The 17,457-nt window shown below is 65.9% G+C and carries 16 protein-coding genes; 8 read left to right on the plus strand and 8 right to left on the minus strand.

Translation table 11 applies throughout. From position 1 onward, the window contains the following. Positions 1–35 precede the first annotated feature (35 nt). The 7 genes from FA702_RS02090 to FA702_RS22670 are packed head-to-tail and all read left to right on the plus strand — an operon-like array spanning position 36 to position 6,162. Complete coding sequence (locus FA702_RS02090; protein WP_255504676.1) at positions 36–1,211, plus strand: D-alanyl-D-alanine carboxypeptidase family protein; 1,176 nt, start codon at positions 36–38, stop codon at positions 1,209–1,211. Further along, a complete protein-coding gene (gene tmk, locus FA702_RS02095) occupies positions 1,208–1,837 on the plus strand; it encodes a dTMP kinase (RefSeq protein WP_136954815.1) in 630 nt (209 codons plus the stop codon). The genes FA702_RS02090 and tmk overlap by 4 nt, the downstream gene beginning before the upstream one ends. Beyond that, positions 1,834–2,814, plus strand: a complete 981-nt coding sequence (locus FA702_RS02100) for a DNA polymerase III subunit delta' (RefSeq protein ID WP_255504677.1) — start codon at positions 1,834–1,836, stop codon at positions 2,812–2,814. The genes tmk and FA702_RS02100 overlap by 4 nt, the downstream gene beginning before the upstream one ends. Before the next feature lie 33 nt (positions 2,815–2,847). Then, positions 2,848–4,425 carry a methionine--tRNA ligase gene (metG, locus tag FA702_RS02105; RefSeq protein WP_136954816.1) on the plus strand — a complete coding sequence of 526 codons (1,578 nt, stop codon included), beginning with the start codon at positions 2,848–2,850 and terminating at the stop codon, positions 4,423–4,425. Further along, on the plus strand, positions 4,425–5,201 hold the full coding sequence (locus FA702_RS02110) for a TatD family hydrolase (protein ID WP_136954817.1): 777 nt from the start codon (positions 4,425–4,427) through the stop codon (positions 5,199–5,201). The genes metG and FA702_RS02110 overlap by 1 nt, the downstream gene beginning before the upstream one ends. A gap of 10 nt (positions 5,202–5,211) precedes the next feature. Beyond that, complete coding sequence (locus tag FA702_RS02115; protein WP_124807365.1) at positions 5,212–5,979, plus strand: MBL fold metallo-hydrolase; 768 nt, start codon at positions 5,212–5,214, stop codon at positions 5,977–5,979. An 18-nt stretch (positions 5,980–5,997) separates the two neighbouring features. Continuing rightward, complete coding sequence (locus tag FA702_RS22670) at positions 5,998–6,162, plus strand: hypothetical protein (protein WP_168195976.1); 165 nt, start codon at positions 5,998–6,000, stop codon at positions 6,160–6,162. A gap of 99 nt (positions 6,163–6,261) precedes the next feature. Here FA702_RS22670 and FA702_RS02120 read toward each other — a convergent pair whose 3' ends face one another. Next, positions 6,262–6,960, minus strand: coding sequence for a DUF4197 domain-containing protein (locus tag FA702_RS02120; RefSeq protein ID WP_255504678.1), 699 nt, complete (start codon positions 6,958–6,960; stop codon positions 6,262–6,264). Between the two features lie 241 nt (positions 6,961–7,201). Between FA702_RS02120 and mazG the strand changes: the two genes are divergently transcribed. Continuing rightward, the gene (gene mazG / locus FA702_RS02125) at positions 7,202–7,954 is read left to right on the plus strand and encodes a nucleoside triphosphate pyrophosphohydrolase (protein WP_255504784.1); all 753 of its coding nucleotides are present in this window, start codon (positions 7,202–7,204) and stop codon (positions 7,952–7,954) included. Here mazG and hflX read toward each other — a convergent pair. From hflX to dusB, 7 genes are all read right to left on the minus strand, one after another. Then, the gene (hflX, locus tag FA702_RS02130) at positions 7,931–9,280 is read right to left on the minus strand and encodes a GTPase HflX (RefSeq protein WP_136954818.1); all 1,350 of its coding nucleotides are present in this window, start codon (positions 9,278–9,280) and stop codon (positions 7,931–7,933) included. The two genes, mazG and hflX, sit on opposite strands and share 24 nt — an antisense overlap. A 24-nt stretch (positions 9,281–9,304) precedes the next feature. Then, positions 9,305–9,886: an RNA chaperone Hfq gene (hfq, locus tag FA702_RS02135; protein ID WP_124807367.1), complete on the minus strand. Its 582-nt coding sequence runs from the start codon at positions 9,884–9,886 to the stop codon at positions 9,305–9,307. Between the two features lie 186 nt (positions 9,887–10,072). Continuing rightward, positions 10,073–11,458 (minus strand): sigma-54 dependent transcriptional regulator, encoded by a 1,386-nt coding sequence (locus FA702_RS02140; protein ID WP_124807368.1) that lies wholly within the window; start codon positions 11,456–11,458, stop codon positions 10,073–10,075. 54 nt (positions 11,459–11,512) lie between these two features. Next, positions 11,513–13,759 (minus strand): ATP-binding protein, encoded by a 2,247-nt coding sequence (locus FA702_RS02145; RefSeq protein ID WP_136954819.1) that lies wholly within the window; start codon positions 13,757–13,759, stop codon positions 11,513–11,515. Positions 13,760–13,839: 80 nt separating this feature from the next. Next, positions 13,840–15,312 carry a sigma-54 dependent transcriptional regulator gene (locus FA702_RS02150; protein WP_136954820.1) on the minus strand — a complete coding sequence of 491 codons (1,473 nt, stop codon included), beginning with the start codon at positions 15,310–15,312 and terminating at the stop codon, positions 13,840–13,842. A gap of 2 nt (positions 15,313–15,314) precedes the next feature. Further along, positions 15,315–16,430, minus strand: a complete 1,116-nt coding sequence (locus tag FA702_RS02155) for a nitrogen regulation protein NR(II) (protein ID WP_136954821.1) — start codon at positions 16,428–16,430, stop codon at positions 15,315–15,317. Beyond that, positions 16,427–17,443 carry a tRNA dihydrouridine synthase DusB gene (dusB, locus tag FA702_RS02160; protein WP_136954822.1) on the minus strand — a complete coding sequence of 339 codons (1,017 nt, stop codon included), beginning with the start codon at positions 17,441–17,443 and terminating at the stop codon, positions 16,427–16,429. Before dusB ends, FA702_RS02155 begins: the two co-directional genes overlap by 4 nt. Positions 17,444–17,457 lie beyond the last annotated feature (14 nt).

Below are 17,457 nucleotides of genomic sequence, written 5' to 3' on the forward strand. Positions count from 1 at the left end.
GGGGCAGGGAATCCGCAAGCCTCCGGGGATGCCGATTGCCTGAACGCCCGACTCTTTTACCGCTGATGACGCTGACGGCGCTGGCCGTTGGCGCAGCGCCTTCGGCCGCCACGGTGCAGGCGCCGCCGGCCATCGCCATGCCGCAGCTCGATGCGCCGACGGCTTACATGGTCGATGTCAGTTCCGGGCGCGTGCTGTTCGAACGCGACGCCCATCGCCGGTTTATTCCGGCCTCGCTGACCAAGATCATGACGAGTTATGTCGCCTTCGAACTCGTCGCGCAGGGCAAGCTCTCGCTCGATCGCAAGCTGCCCGTCCGCCATGACACGTTCAAGCAGTGGCGCGGCGTGGGCAGCACGATGTTCCTGGCCGACGGCGCCGAAGTGACGGTGGCGGACCTGCTGCGCGGCATCGTCACGGTCTCCGCGAACGATGCCTGCGTGGTGCTCGCGGAAGGCGTCGCCGGCAGCGTGCCCGCGTTCACCGCGATGATGAATGCCGAGGCGCGCAAGCTCGGCATGCGCGATACGCATTACAACACGCCCAACGGCTGGCCCGACGGGGGACAGACCTATGTCTCGGCCGCGGACCTCGCCACGCTGAGCCAGGCGCTGATCCTGCGCCATCCCCAGCTCTACCGCCGCTTCTATGGCCACGCGAAAATGGATTGGGATGGCATCGAGCAGGAAAACCACAACCCGCTTTACGGCTACACCGCCGGCGCGGACGGGGTGAAGACCGGCTTCACCAACGAGGCCGGATACGGTTTCGTGGGATCGGCCATCCGCAACGGTCGGCGCATCATCATGGTCGTCGGGGGCTATGACAAGCCGGCCCCGCGCGCGAAGCAGTCGCGCGATTTCATGGAATGGGGTTTCGCCGCCTGGCGGGATCGGCCGCTCTACGGCCCCGGCGCGCTGGTGGGGGAAGCGCGCGTGCGGGGCGGCACGACCCGTGCGGTGCGGCTGATCGCGCCCCGGGCGCTGGCGATCTCCATGCCGGCGGGCGAGCTCGGCGGTTACACCCTCTCGATCCGTTACAAGGGGCCGTTGCGCGCGCCCATCGCCAAGGGACAGGAAGTCGCCACGCTGATCGCCAAGGTTCCCGGACTGCCCGATGAACGCCTGCCGCTGATCGCGGCGGATGCCGTGGACACCGGCGGTCCGGTGGCGCGGATGCGCGATGGCCTGCTTTCGCTGGTCGGCCGATGACCGGGCGCTTCATCGCATTCGAGGGCGGCGAAGGCGCGGGCAAGTCCACGCAGGCCCGCCTGCTGGCCGAGGCGCTGCGCCGGCGGGGCGTGGACGTGGTCGTCACGCGCGAGCCGGGCGGCACTGCCGGCGCCGAAGCGATCCGCGCGCTGTTGTTGTCCACCGAGGGCGAGGGCTGGGGCGCGCGGGCCGAGGCCCTGCTGTTCGCCGCCGCGCGGGCCGATCATGTCGAACGGCTGATCCGTCCGGCGCTGGCGCGCGGGGGATGGGTGATCTGCGACCGGTTTATCGACAGTAGCCGCGCCTACCAGGGTGGTGGCGGTGGCCTTTCGGACGACGACATCCGCACCTTGCACCGGATCGGCAGCGAGGGACTGCTGCCCGACCTCACGCTCTTGCTGGAACTGCCGGCGGACGATGCGGAGAGAAGGCTGGCCCTACGCGATACGGACGGCGCGGATCGCATTGGCGGGCGCGCGGCCGCGTATCACGCGCGCGTGGCCGGCGCATTCCGGCGATTTGCCGAAGAAGAGCCGGCCCGTTTCGCGCGGATCGACGCCGACGGATCGCCCGAAGCGGTGCACGATCGCATCGTCGCCGCGCTCGACCGGTTGCCGCCGTCATGACGCCGCCGCCAAGCGGGCCGATGGTCGGCCACGAGGAACCGTGGCGCACGTGGTGCACCGCGATGGCCGGGCACCGGATGCACCACGCCTGGCTGCTCGCCGGCCGCGAAGGGCTGGGCAAGGCCGGCTTCGCGCGAATGGCCGCGGCGGAACTCGTGGCGGAACGCGGCATTCCCCAGCCTCCTCCCGATTCCCATCCCGATATTCTCACGCTGTCGCCGCTGCCGGCGAACGATGACGAGGCGAAGAAGAAGGCGGACGGAAAGCCCTATCTCACCAAGCGGAACATTTCTGTCGACCAGGTGCGCGAGATGCAGCGGCGCCTTGTCACCCGCCCCACGCTAGGCGCGCGCCGGGCGGTCATCATCGACGCGGCGGACCAGCTGGAAAAAAGCGCGGTCAATGCCTTGCTGAAAAGTCTTGAGGAACCGCCGCAAGGCACGTTCTTCCTGCTGGTGGTGCACGGATTGGGCCGCCTGCTGCCGACGATCCGTTCGCGCTGCCTTGTCATGCGGTTCCACCCGCTCGACCGGGACCAGCTTTCGCAGGCGGTCGATGCGGCGATGCCGGGGCTGGACAGCGCGACGCGTGCGGCCGCCATTGCTGTCGCCGGCGGATCGCCGGGCGCCGCCATTGCCTTCGCCGAACAGGATCTGGGCAAGGTGCACGGCCTGTTCCGCAAGCTCGTTACGCAAGGCGATGCCGACTTCGCCTTGCGCGGGGCACTGAGCGGAGCGATGGGGCAGCGGCCCGACCGGGAACGCCAGCTTGCGGCAATCGAGTGCGCGCGCATGGTGCTGGTGGACCATTTGCGCGAGATTGACGACGCTTCCAGGCTGCGCATCGCCGAGGCCCATGCCGCGCTTGTTCGCCTTGCCGGCCAGGCGCCCACCTACAACTTCGACCCGGCCTTGCTGATGATGGAAATCGGCGGGTTGCTGGCATCGGTCGCGCCCTCTAGGGAAGGGGCGCATTAAGCGCATGTCTCCAGAGTGAAAGCGACTGGCCCGATGGGCGAACATTACTACGTTACTACCGCGATCAGCTATCCCAACGGCAAGCCGCACATAGGCCATGCCTATGAGGCGATTGCCGCCGACGTTATCACGCGCTTCCAGAAATCGATGGGCCGTGACGCGCGCCTGCAGACCGGAACGGACGAGCACGGCCTGAAGATGGCGCAGAAGGCGCGCGAACTGGGTGTGACGCCGAAGCAGCTCAGCGATGAAATGTCGCAATATTTCATCGATATGTGCGATGCCTTGAACGTCGATTATGATCGCTTCCAGCGCACCACCGAACCAGGGCATCACCTTGCCACGCAGGAACTGTGGCGGCGCATGGAGGCCAACGGCGATCTTTATCTCAGCCGCTACGAGGGCTGGTACTCGATCCGCGACGAAGCCTATTACGACGAGAGCGAACTCGTGGCGGGGGAAGGGGGCGAGAAGCTCTCGCCGCAGGGAACGCCGGTCGAATGGACGGTCGAGGAGAGCTGGTTCTTCCGCCTATCGGCCTATGGCGAAAAGCTGCTGGCGCACTATCGCGACAACCCCGATTTCATCCGGCCCGAAAGCCGCCGCAACGAGATGATCGCGTTCGTCAGCCAGGGCTTGCGCGATCTGTCGGTCTCACGCACCAGCTTTGACTGGGGCGTCAAGGTGCCGGGCAGCGAAAACCACGTCATGTACGTGTGGGTGGATGCGCTGACGAACTACCTGACAGGGCTGGGCTGGCCGGAGGAAACGGCGGAATACAATGACTATTGGCCGGCGAACCTGCACCTGATCGGCAAGGACATTGTCCGCTTCCACACGATCTACTGGCCGGCCTTCCTGATGAGCGCAGGCCTGCCATTGCCCCGGCAGGTCTTCGGCCATGGCTTCCTGCTCAACCGGGGGCAGAAGGAATCGAAGTCGCTCGGCAACGTCACCGATCCGCTGGCGCTGGCCGCGCAGTTCGGCGTCGATCCGCTGCGCTATTTCTTCCTGCGCGAAGTCGCGTTCGGGCAGGACGGCAGCTATTCGCCCGAAGCCATCGTTACGCGCTGCAACGCCGAGCTGGCGAACAGCTACGGCAATCTCGTCCAGCGCGTTCTGTCCATGATCTTCAAGAATCTGGATGGCAAACTTGGCGCGTTTTCGAGCACTGAGGCTGACGAAGCGCTGCTCGCTACCGTCGCGCTGGCCTGCCGCGACGAGCTGCCGTCCGCCTTCGCCGATCTCAACTTCTCGGCCGGGATCGACGCGTGGATGCGCGCGGTGTTCGCCTGCAACCAGTACATCGACGAACAGGCGCCGTGGTCCTTGCGCAAGACCGATCCGGAGCGGATGCGCGCCGTGCTGCTGACGCTGTTCATGGCTATCCGCGATCTGACCATCGCGATCCTCCCGGTGGTTCCAGCTGCGGCGAACAAGGTGCTGGACCAGTTGGGCATACCACTGGACACACGCAACATCGCCAATCTCACCGATGCGGACTGGTACATGGCGCGCGTCGCCACCGGGGAGCGCCTGGCGCAGCCGGTCGGCGCGTTCCCGCGCCTCGAACTGCCCGCCGATGCCGAAGGCGCGGAAACGGACGCCTGATGCTGATCGATTCCCACTGCCATCTGAATTACAAGGGCCTGGTCGAGCAACAGGACGAGGTGCTGGCGCGCGCGCGCGAAACCGGCGTGCGCGGCTTCCTCAACATTTCCACCCGAGAGCGCGAATGGGCCGATATCATCGCCACCGCGCATCGGGAGCCTGATGTGTGGGCCACTGTGGGCATTCACCCGCACGAAGCCGATGCCCATGCCGACCTGGGTGAAAGCGTGCTGCTGGAAGCGACGCGCGACAACCGGGTCATCGGCATCGGCGAGACCGGGCTGGATTACTTCTACGACCATTCCGACCGCGCCGTGCAGCAGGACCTGTTCCGGGCGCATATCCGCGTGGCGCGCGAAACCGGGCTGCCGCTGATCATCCACACGCGCGATGCCGAGGAGGATACCGCACGCATCCTGACCGAGGAAATGGGGAAGGGGGCCTTCCCCGCGCTGATCCATTGCTTCACGGCCTCGGCCGATCTGGCCCGGACCGCGCTCGAGCTCGGCCTGACGATTTCGCTTTCCGGCATCGTGACATTCAAGAATGCCAAGGACTTGCAGGCGATTGCGGCGGAACTGCCTGAAGATCGCCTGCTGGTCGAGACCGATGCGCCGTTTCTGGCTCCTGTGCCGCATCGCGGCAAGACTTGCGAGCCGGCGTTCGTGTCCGACACCGGCGCGTTCGTGGCCGGGCTGCGCGGCATCAGCAGCGAGCGTCTGGCGGATGTGACCGGGAAAAACTTTTTCCGGCTGTTCCGCAAGGCCAGCCTGTGAAAGCGGCTCGGTGAAACTGACCGTACTCGGGTCCGGCACGTCGACCGGCGTACCGCGCATCGGCAACGACTGGGGCGCATGCGATCCGGAGGAGCCGCGCAATCGCCGCACGCGCGTGGCGATCGTGGTCGAAGGCGCGGACGGATCGCGCTTGCTGGTGGATACGCCGACGGACTTGCGCCAGCAATTGCTGGCAACCGGAATAGACCGGCTCGACGGCGTGTTGTGGACGCACGATCACGCCGATCACACGCATGGCATCGATGATCTGCGGCCGCTGCGCATGGGGCGTGGCGGGCCTTTGCCGGGCTATGCAGCCGAAGAAACGGTCCGCCGCCTGCGCCAGCGCTTTGGCTACGTTTTTGCCGGCCAGCACGGCTATCACACGATCTGTAACCTTGATAATCTCGATCGCGTGCGCATGATCGCCGGCATCGGCATCAGCCATTGCCAGATGCCGCACGGACCGGCGCAATCCACCGCGTTTCGCTTCGATCAAGACGGAAAATCAATAGGTTATGCGACAGACTTCAGCGAGATAAATGCGGATATGGTCGCGCTGTTCGATCGGGTGGACGTGCTGGTGGTCGATGCCTTGCGCCGGCAGCCGCATCCCACGCACGCTCATCTGGCCATGGCGCTCGAGCTGGTCGAGGCGTGCCGCGCCGGGCGCGCCGTGCTGACGCATCTCGACAAGAGCATGGATTACCGTACGCTTTGCGACGAGACGCCGCCGCATGTCGATCCCGGCTATGACGGGATGGAGATCGAACTCTAAGGCCGAAGGATCGCCGCCGTGACCGATCAATGGATCAGCATTATCGGAATCCTTGCCGCGCTGGTCCTGGTGCTTTCCAATCGTCGACTGACACGATTGCCGCTGGGAACGAAAGCCTGGATGGCCTTGGCGTGGGTCGCCATCATTGCTGTTGTGGCGCTGGTGTTCACCCGGATGGGATGATCGGAGCGCCCTTCCGCCTCGATGCTAATTTACATAATACTTATTATCGCACTTCGTGAGGTGATAAGACGGGGAATGCCGATCGGCTCCCCCCGTGCCTCAGTTTCCGAGAATGCCCTTGAGCAACGAGCCGGCGGTTCCGGCGGGGTTGGCGCGCAGCCGGCCTTCCTCGCTGCCGATGTATTTGAAGATGCCGTTGAGCGCCTGGTCGGTCACCGAATTGCCGAGCTTGTCGCGCGTGATGCCGGCGGCCGAAATCAGGCTGGAGCGACGCGACAGGCTGTCGAGCTGGTTGAACGCGCCGACCTTGCCGAGCGCGGCACTGATCAGCGGGCGCATCTTGCCGGTCAGCTCGGCCCCGGCGCTGCGCCGCAGGTACTGGCTCGCGCCGTCGTTCTGCGAAACGATACCGGGAACGTCGTTGAGCGACAGGCGGCTGATTGCGGCGCGGAAGATAGGCTTGGCCTCCTTGGCGGCAAGGCCCGCCGCATCGTTGAGCTTGCGGGTGATGCCATCGGTCAGCCCCAACCGGTCGCCCGCGCCCAGCACGGATCCCAGCGCGCCGCCAAGGCCGCCCGCGTTGCCCACCAGCGGCAGCAGGATGCGCACCGCAGTATCGTTGTAGAACGCACCGGGCACGGCCAGCTTGTCGAGCGCGCTATCCGATGCGTTGCCGAGAATGCCGGAGAGGCCGCTGCCGAGGACCTGCGCCTGCGCGGTTGCGCCGAACAGGGGTGCCACGGCCATCGACGCCATGCCCGCCAGAATCATGCGCCGCTGCTGATCGTGTTCTGCCATGGTTGAACGTCCTTTCCCGAAGTGCTCCCCGACGGTTTCACATGCGCCGGATCGGATCAAGGGAGCGGTGGGCGAGAATGCTCCATTCCGCCCCGATCCGATGGCTGACGCGCCGCCGGTGACATCGCCGTGGCGCTGGCATAGGGAACATCCCGCCCTTCCCCGGCCAGGACGATTCCCCGTGACGACGCCCGCCCCCACTCCCCTGCCCCCCGACGCGATTTCCCGAATCCTGAGGATCATGGCGCGGTTGCGCGATCCGCAATCGGGCTGCGAATGGGACCGGGCGCAGACTTTCGCTACCATCTTCCCCTACACGATCGAGGAAGCCTACGAAGTGGCCGATGCGATCACGCGCGGCGACATGGCGGCCTTGCGCGAGGAACTGGGCGATCTGCTGTTCCAGGTGGTGTTCCACAGCCGCATGGCCGAGGAAGCCGGCCTGTTCGCCTTCGCCGACGTCGCCAACGCCATTTCGGACAAGATGGAAGCGCGGCACCCGCATATCTTCGGTGATGCCAGCGATGGCGGCGGCGATCCGGGTCAGGCGCGCGAGGACCGCTGGGAAGCGCTCAAGGCGAGCGAACGGGCCGCCAAGGGCGAACAAAGCGCCATGGACGGCGTGGCCATTGCCCTCCCCGCGCTGATGCGTGCCGAAAAGCTCCAGAAAAGGGCCGCTCGCCAAGGCTTCGACTGGCCCGATACGGCCGGTCCGGTGACCAAGCTGGCCGAGGAAGCCGCCGAACTCGAAGCCGCGCGGAACGATGCCGAGCGGCTGGAAGAAGCGGGTGACCTGCTGTTCGCCGCGGTCAACGTGGTCAGAAGCCATGGCATTGCCCCCGAAGATGCGCTGCGGGCCGCCAACGCCAAGTTCGAGCGGCGCTTCCGGGCGATGGAAGCCATGGCGGGGGGCCGCTTTGCCGATCTGACGCTGGATGAACAGGAAGCGCTATGGCAGGCGGTCAAGGCGTCAGAGGCTGTTGAAGCGCCCTAGTTCGCGCGGCGTCAGCCGCACTTTCAGGCGCACCTGCGGCTCGCCCGCCGCGCTTTCTATCTCTCGTTCCGACAGAACCTCGCCGTGGGCATGGAGCCAGGCCAGCTTCTGACCATCGCCCATCGGAATCGACAACTCCAGCTCGGTCGCGCCGCCGGTCAGCATCGTGCCGAGGCGGGCAAGCAGGTCGTCCACGCCTTCGCCCGTCATCGCGGAGATCGGCACGACCGGGCGGTCCGGCACATCGGCCGCGATCAGGTCCAGTCGCATCGCGCGTTCGTCTTCCGGGAGCAGGTCCCACTTGTTCCACGCCTCGATGATCGGAACGCTGGCCCCGTCCTCCCCGATCACGCCGAGATCGGCGAGGACGTCTTCGACCTGCTTCTTCTGCGCGGACGTAGCCGGGTTGGCGATATCGCGGACATGGACGATGACGTCCGCCGCCGTCACTTCCTCCAGCGTGGCGCGGAAGGCGGCGACAAGCTGGGTCGGCAGATCGGAAATGAAGCCCACGGTATCGGACAGGATCGCCTTTTCCACGCCAGGCAGGCGGATCGCGCGCATGGTGGGGTCCAGCGTGGCGAACAGCAGGTCTTCGGCCATCACACCTGCGCCGGTCAGGCGGTTGAACAGCGTGGACTTGCCCGCGTTGGTGTAGCCGACCAGCGCGATGATCGGCCAGGGCGCGCGCTGGCGCCGGTCGCGGTGGAGCCCGCGCGTGCGGCGGACCTGCTCCAGTTCGCGGCGGATGCGCGCCATGCGGTTGCGGATCAGCCGCCGGTCGGCCTCGATCTGGGTTTCGCCGGGGCCGCCCAGGAAGCCGAAGCCGCCGCGCTGGCGTTCAAGGTGGGTCCAGCTGCGCACGAGCCTCCCCGCTTGGTAATCGAGATGGGCAAGTTCAACCTGCAAACGCCCTTCGGCGGTCGCCGCGCGCTCGCCAAAGATCTCCAGGATCAGGCCGGTCCGATCGATGACCTTGCGCTTGAGCTTGTCTTCGAGATTGCGCTGCTGGATCGCCGAAAGCGCGCCATCGACGATGACGAGTTCGGCATCGGACTGGTTGGCGGCAACCGCCATCCGTTCCACTTGCCCTTCGCCGAACAGGGTGGCGGGACGCACCGCGCGGATCGGCAGGACAAAGGCATCTACCACCTCGATCCCGATCGCGAGAGCCAGCCCCTTCCCTTCTTCCAGGCGCGCATCGGTATCGTCGCCCAGCCCGCCGCCGCGCTGCCGGATATCCGGCAGAACGACGAGCGCGCGGGCGCCGCGGGCCACTTCGTTGCGCTGTTCTTCGGAGCGGTTCCCGAACTCGAACGAACTCATCAGGACGCGTCCGAAGCCACCCGGTCAGGCGCTTTCGCCGTCCCAATCGCCGGTCAGGTCGACATGGCCGGCGGGCTGGATCGTGGAAACCGCGTGCTTGTAGGCAAGCTGGACGTAGCCTTCGCGCTCCAGCAGCATGCAGAACAGGTCATAGGCCGCGACCTTGCCCTGCAGCATCACGCCGTTGACGAGGAACATCGTCACCTGCACGCCGGCATCGCGCACGCTGGAGAGGAACACTTCCTGCAACAGCCGCTTGCGGCCGCCTTCGTCATTCGCGCCCTGGAAGTGCGCCACGGAAAGCTGCTGACCCGGCATGATCGTCGAAATCGCGTGCTTGTAGACAAGCTGCGATTGCCCATCCCGGCGGAGCAGGATGGAGAAATTGTCGAACCACGTCACGATGCCCTGCAGCTTCACGCCCTTCACCAGGAACATGGTGACGGGGATCTTGTTCTTGCGCAGGTGGTTCAGGAAGAGGTCCTGAAGGTTCTGGCCCTTGGCCCCGCCTGCCGGCGCGCCGGACTGAGGGGCGGGGGCCGTTTCGGCCGCGGGAGCCGCTTCGGCCTTGGCGCGCGGACGTGCGGAAAGTGTCTTGCCGGTCATTCGTGTGACTCCTTCGTATTGGCGCGCCCTTTGTGGCGTCGCGATCTGGCGTGTTCGAAGCTCCGTCGCCGGAACCCGTTCAAGCCGGTTTCGATGACTCTCTTATTGCGGGAACCCTTGCGCGTAAACTTGGAAAATGCGCAAGAGTTCCGACAGAAAACGCAATTGCCCCCTTGCCGTCGGAAATCAGTCGTCGATTTCGTCTTCGCGCCGGTCGACCATGCCCAGCAGCTTGAGCTTGCGGTGCAGCGCCGAGCGCTCCATGCCGATGAAGTTCGCGGTTTTCGAGATATTGCCGGAAAAGCGCCGGATCTGGACCTTGAGATATTCCCGCTCGAAGTTCTCGCGCGCTTCGCGCAGCGGCACGCCCATCAGCGCCGGCGTACCTGCTTCCGCCCCCAGACGGCCGCTGACGATCTCTGACGGCAGCATGTCGGAATCGATCCGGCCCAACCGGTCGCGCGGTGCCAGGATGACGGTCCGTTCCACGACATTACGCAGTTCGCGCACGTTGCCTGGCCAGTCGTGGCTTTGCAGCGCGGCCATGGCCTCTGGCGATATGGCCGGCGGGGTAATTCCCTGCTCGGTGGCGTAGCGGGTGAAGAAATGGTCCACCAGCGCGGGAATATCGTCGCGCCGTTCCGCCAGCGAGGGAATCGTCACCGGCACGACATTGAGCCGGTAGTAAAGGTCCTCGCGAAAGCGTCGTTCGGCGATTTCCTTTTCCAGCGGACGTGACGACGACGAGACCACGCGCACGTCCACGCGGATCTGGCGGTGCCCGCCCACGCGCACGAACGATTGTTCCGTCAGCACGCGCAGGATGCGCGCCTGGCTGGAAGGCGGCATGTCCGCCACTTCATCGAGAAACAGCGTGCCACCATCGGCCATTTCGAGCAGCCCGGCCCGAACCAGCTTGCCATCGGCTTCTTCCCCGAACAGTTCCTGTTCGAACCGTTCGGGCGTGATCCGGGCGGAATTGACCGTGACGAACGCGCTTTGCGCGCGCGGGCTCCAGCTGTGAAGAAGGCGCGCGGCCACTTCCTTGCCCGATCCCGCCGGGCCTGAAATCAGCAGGCGGCTGCCGGTGTTGGCCACGCGCTTCAGCGTGGCGCGCACAGCATTGATCGAGGAACTGTTGCCGGTGAACTCGTCAGCGGTAGCAAAGCCGCTGCGCAGCCGCGCGTTCTCGCGGCGGAGTCTTTCCGTCTCGGTGGCGCGCTCGACCAGCAGCAACAGGCGTTCCGCCTCGAACGGCTTTTCGATGAAATCCATCGCGCCGCGGCTGATTGCGGATACCGCGGTGTCGATGCCGCCATGGCCCGAGAAGATGATGACGGGCAGTTCCGGCTCGCGCTTCTTGATCTCGTCCAGCACTTCCAGCCCGTCCATCGGGCTGCCGTGCAGCCACACGTCGAGCAGCACGAGGCTGGGCCGGCGCTCGTCGATCGCCGCCAGCGCGGCGGTGCTGTCGGCGGCCAGACGGCAGCCATAGCCTTCGTCGCTGAGCACGCCCGCGACGAGTTCGCGAATGTCGCGTTCATCGTCAACGATCAGGATGTCGAGTGCCATGTGCGGGTTCCGTAAATCGAGCAGGTTCCGTAAATCTTGATTTCACGCGCGGGTTCAAGACGCTGTAACGACGCCGGGCGGCTCCGGCGCCGGCGCCGCTTCGGATTGCGGTTCGCGCGCGAAGCGCATGGCCACGCACGTGCCGCCTTGGTCGGCCGACGTGAATGTCATTTCCCCGCCGTGTTCCTCGACGATCTTGTTCACGATCGCGAGGCCCAGCCCGGTGCCCTTCTCCCGCGTGGTCATGTACGGTTCCAGGATGCGCTCGCGCTCCGCCGGCAGGCCGATCCCGTTGTCGGTGACGGTGACGGTGACGGCGCTTTCGGTGCTGGCGAGGTGCACAGCGATGCGCCCCCGGAAATCGACATCTTCCTTGCGCGCCCGGCTGTCGATCGCTTCCGCCGCGTTCTTGAGCACGTTGGTCATCGCTTGGCCGAACTGATGGCGATCGCACTGGATTGCCGCCGAATCCCCGTCGGAGCTGAAGCTGTAGGCGATCTCGGTATGCGCCACTTCCTGAAGGAACAGCGCCTGCCGCACGAGGTCGCTCGCGTCTTCGGCCCTGAACACGGGCTTGGGCAACCGCGCGAAGGACGAAAATTCGTCGACCATCTTCCGCAGATCGCCCACCTGCCGGATGATGGTGCTGGTCAGTTCCTCGAACAGCTCGGGATCGGTGGTGATTTGCCGTCCGTAGCGGCGGCGCAGGCGTTCGGTGGCAAGCTGGATCGGCGTCAGCGGGTTCTTGATCTCGTGCGCGATGCGTCGCGCCACGTCGGACCAGGCCGCGCGCCGCTGATCCAGCAACTGGCGGGTGATGTCCTCGAAGGTGATGACGTGGCCGTTGCGGTCGGCGGTGACTTTTACCGCCAGCGTGAGCAGATCGCCCCCCTTGGCATACTGGACGATGCCGCCGTGCTGCCCGTCCGCGGCAAGCTGGGCAAACTGCGGGGCGATCCTGTCCAGCGGGCGGCCGAGCAGATCGGGCGCGTCCGCTGCCTGCAGGAGCTTCTGCGCGGAACTGTTCACGAGCTGGATGGTGCCATCCGGCCCGACCGAGATGATGCCGGCGGTAATCGATTCCAGCACCGCCTCGATAAAGGCCCGGCGCACTTCGAGCTGGCTGTTGGCGCTGACCAGCGCCTGCGTCTGCCCTTCCAGCTGCGCGGTCATGCGGTTGAACGCGCGCGCCAGCAGCGCGATTTCGTCCGTGCCGCCGCGATGCGCCACGCGCATGGAGAAATTGCCGCTGCCGACGGTCCGTGCAGCGGACACCAGTTCCACCAGCGGAGAGACCTGGCGGTCGGCGAAACGCAGCGCCACCCACACCGCCAGCCCCACCAGCGCCAGACTGATCGTGAGCAGCGCAAGGTTGAAGCGCAATTGCAGCGCGCGGGCGCGGCCGCTGAGAATATCATAGGCCTTGAGCACGCTTTGCGCGCGCGCCCACTGGTTGAGCGCCAGCGTATCGGAATTGCGCGCGACATAGAGATAGATGCCTCGCACGGGATCGACCGTGGAGATCGCCTCGATCCGCTGGGCGGAAGCCTTCACCACCACGGCTTCGCCGGCATCGAGCCGTTTCATGTCGTCGGGCGTGATCCGCTCGCGGCTCTCGTCGCTGTTGGGATCGACGATGGCGGCGGTGCGCAGGTTGCCGTCCGGTCCCTTTTCGATCAGCGCGGATTCGTTCAGCTTGCGGCTTATCACCTGCCAGGAATACCCCTCGGCAAAGTCCTGGCTGGTGATGGGCGTCTGGTTCAGATAGGCGCGCATGTCGCTGGCCATGGCCACGCTTTCGTTGCCGACATCGCGCAGCTTGTCCGCGTAGTATCCGCGCGCCAGACTGTTGGCGTTCTCCAGCATTCCGCGCGAGTTGTCGGAAAACCAGAACTCCACGCCCGATTGGAACAGCAGCGAGGCGAAGATCACCACCAGCAGGGTCGGGATCGCGGCGATCAGCGAAAACAGCCAGACAAGGCGGACGTGCAGGCGCCCGCTGGCGCCAAGGCCGCTCTGTTTGGCGCGGCGCAGCGCAATCCTGCGGCCCACGAGCACGATCAGCGCCATGGCCGGAACCAGCGTGCCGATCAGCAGCGTGGACGTCAGCCGCGAAGGCAGCAACTGGTTGCTGGCAGTATTGGCGCTGACCGCCATCCAGCTTACCGCCAGCATGGCGACGAGCGCGGTCGTGGCGACGAGTTCCAGCAGGAAGAACACGTTGGCGCGCCGCAGGCCGATCAGCAAGCGCCGCCACCAGCGCGGCGAGCGGTTTACGCCAGCTTTGCCTTCACCAACCATAGTTGCTCATATACAACACTGCTGTTGCACAAGCGCAAGTAAATTCTGCCGTCGAATGGGAAGTGGAGCGATACCGAAAATCAGACGCGCTGGATCGCCTCGTCGGGATGGATGCCCAGTTCGGCCAATCGCTTGCGCAAGGTGTTGCGATTGATCCCCAGCAAGTGGGCCGCGCGCAACTGGTTTCCGCCGGTCTGCGACAAGGCATGCAGGAACAGCGGTTTCTCGAAAGCGGCCAGCGCTTCGTCATACAGCGCACCGGCTTCGGGGCGCGCCTGCGCCAGCCAGTGCGCGAGCGCCGAGGCGAAATCCGCCGCCCCGCCCTCGCCTGCCGCGCCGCCGCTGCCCGGGGCGTGGGCGCCGATGTCATCGGCGGGCCGAAGGGATGTCTGGCCGTCCTGTATCAGCAGGGGCTCGATCGCGCCGGCGTCGATCACTTCGTCGCGCGCGAGCAGCGCGAGGCGATAGATGAAGTTGCGCAGTTCGCGCACGTTGCCGCGCCAAGGTTGCTGCGCGAGCAAAGCGGCGCCGCTTGGCGAGAGCTGGCGGCGCGGAAGCCCCTCGGACGCGGCCTGGAACAGGAAATGGCGTGACAGCGCCTCGATATCGTCTGCCCGGTCGCGCAAGGGGGGCAATTCGATCGGGACGACCGCAAGCCGGTAGTACAGATCCTCGCGGAACTGCCCGGCCGCGATCATCGGCAGCAGATCCTTGTTGGTGGCCGCGATGATACGGCAATCCAGCGTGATTTCGTCACGCCCGCCGACGCGGCGGATCCGCCCGGACTGGAGCGCGCGCAGCAACCTGGTCTGCGCCTGCATCGGCATGTCACCGATTTCGTCGAGGAACAGCGTGCCGCCGCTCGCCTGCTCGAACTTGCCGACATGGCGCGCCACTGCCCCGGTGAACGCGCCCTTTTCGTGGCCGAACAGTTCGCTTTCGATCAGCTCCCCAGGAATGGCGGCGGTGTTGACCGCCACGAACGGCCCGGCGGAGCGATTGCCCAGTTGATGGACCGCTTCGGCGACCAGTTCCTTGCCCGTTCCGGACTCGCCGAGGATCAGGACGGTAAGATCGTTGCGCAGGACGCGCGTAATCATGCGATAGACCGCCTGCATCGCCTGGCTGCGCCCGACCAGCGGCAGCGCCTGCGGCACGTCTTCGTGCTCGTTCTCGGTTTCCGTGGTCGCCGCCGAGGCGAAAGCCTGGCGCACGGTGCGGACAAGTTCCTCAAGGTCAAACGGCTTGGGGAAATATTCGAAAGCGCCGGTATCACTGGCACGCACGGCGGTATCCAGCGTGTTCTGGGCGGACAGGATGATGATCGGCAGCCGCGGATGGCCCTGCCGCACGCGTGCCAGCGTTTCGATGCCGTCGCCATCGGTCAGCATCACGTCGGTCAGCATCAGCCCATAGCGCTGGCCGGCCAGCAGCCGGTCGCGTTCGGCGATGCTGTCGCAGCGGTCGACGAGGAAGCCCTCCGCTTCCAGCGCCGCGGTGATGACCAGGGCGATCGAGGCGTCGTCCTCCACCAGCAGGACGTACTTCTTCATGCCTATCCTCTCACCGTTCCCGCCACCGGCAGATGCAGGCGGAAATGCGTCCAGCCCCGTGCCTCGTCCCGATCATGGCTGATCCGCCCGTTCATTTCACGCACCAGCTTCTGCACCAGCGCCAGTCCCAGCCCCTGCCCCTGCTTCTTGGCGGTGACGAACGGCTCGAAAATATGATCGCGCAGCGCGGGGTCTATGCCAGGCCCGATATCGCTCACGCGAAGTTCGATCGGCAGGCGCAAGGGTTTGCCTTCCGGCCCCGTGTGCAACTGGATACCACTGGCGAAGCGGGTGCGCACCGCGATGCGGCGGTCGGCCTGCCCTTCGCACGCCTCACGCGCGTTGGTCAGAAGATTCAGCAGGACTTGCACAAGCGCATCGGGGTTGGCCATGATAGGCGGCAGCGAGGGATCGAACTCCTCCTCGATCACCACCCTGCCTGGATCGCTTGCCGCGATAACCGCCTGCGCGCGCCGCACCGCTTCATGCAGATTGCACGGCACCGCCGGTTCCTGGCTGCGCCGAGAAAGCGACTGCATCTGGTCGATTAGTTTCGCAATGCGGTCGACTTCCGAGGTGATCAATTCCGTCAGCGCCCGGTCGCTTCCTTCCAGTTTACGGTTGAGAAGCTGGGCCGCCCCCCTGATCCCCGCGAGCGGATTCTTGATCTCGTGCGCCAAGACTTCGGGCGCGCGCAGCGTTACCCCGCCCTGATCGCTTGCCCCGCCCACGCTGCCGCCCAGCGCCTCGACCCCGATGGGTTCGTGCAGCACGAGCAATTGCCAGCCCGGGGTATGCGCTACCGGCGCGGTCATGACGTCAAGCCTGCGCGCGGGCTGGTTGTTGATCCGAACTTGCGCATCGCGCGCGGAAAGCTGCGCCTCGCCTTCCGTGAGACGGTTCATGATCAGTGGTTCGTCGAACTCGAACAGGCTCGACACGCGGCGCCCCACGAGGCGGCTCGCGCCCTGCCCCGTCAACTGTTCGGCGGCCGGGTTGGCGGAGACGATCGACAGGTCGGGCGCGATCAGCAGAACCGCCATCGGCATGCTGCCGATCAGGCGCTTGGCATCCGGCCTGGCCGCGTCGGGCAGGCGCCAGTCCGCCGCCCCGGTCATGCCGCCGCGCGATGCTCCGCGGGCGCGTAGAAGCGTGCCAGGCTATCGAGCACTTCGCGCGGGTCATCGATGAAGTTCACCCGGTTGCGGAATTCGGCCGATCCGGGCAGCCCCTTGGTGTACCAGCCAAGATGCTTGCGCGCCATTTTCACGCCGGTTTCCGCGCCGTAGTGATCGAGCATGGCCTGGTAGTGTTCCACGATCAGCCGATACTGTTCGTCGATCGATGGATCGGCCCGCAACTGGCCGGTCTGGAGCCAGTGCATCACCTGCCCCAGCAGCCACGGCTTGCCATAGGCGCCGCGCCCGATCATCACGCCATCCGCGCCGCTCTGTTCCAGCGCGGTGGCCACGTCCTCGATGCCGCAGATGTCGCCGTTGACGATGACCGGCAGCGATACCGCTTCCTTGACCTTGCGCACAAAGGCCCAGTCCGCGCTGCCCTTGTACATCTGGTTGCGCGTGCGGCCGTGAACGGTGATCAGCTTGGCGCCGAGATCCTCGGCGATCCGCGCCAGTTCGGGCGCGTTCAGCGCGTTGTGATCCCAGCCCATGCGCATCTTGACGGTAACGGGCACGTCCACCGCCTTCACCGTCGCCTCTATCAGCGAAGCGGCCAGCGGCAGATCGCGCATCAGAGCCGATCCGGCATCGCCGTTGACCACCTTCTTCACCGGGCAGCCCATGTTGATGTCGATGATCGCGGCGCCACGATCGGCGTTCAGTTTCGCCGCTTCCGCCATCTCGACCGGGTTGCAACCGGCCAGCTGGAGCGAAACCGGCTCCTCCACGGCATCCCAGGCGGCCTTCTGAAGCGATTGGCGGGTCTCGCGGATCATCGCCGGGCTGGCGATCATCTCGGTAACGTTAAGGCCCGATCCGAAGCGCCGTACGAGCGTGCGAAAGGGCATGTCCGTAACCCCGGTCATCGGGGCGAGGATCACCGGACAATCGATACGCACCGGCCCGACCTGAAGCGGTGCGAGGCGCGGAGGATGCGGGAGCGTGCTCATCGTATGTACAAATC

The sequence above is a fragment of the Novosphingobium sp. EMRT-2 genome (assembly GCF_005145025.1).
In the GTDB taxonomy this organism is placed as follows: Bacteria; Pseudomonadota; Alphaproteobacteria; order Sphingomonadales; family Sphingomonadaceae; genus Novosphingobium.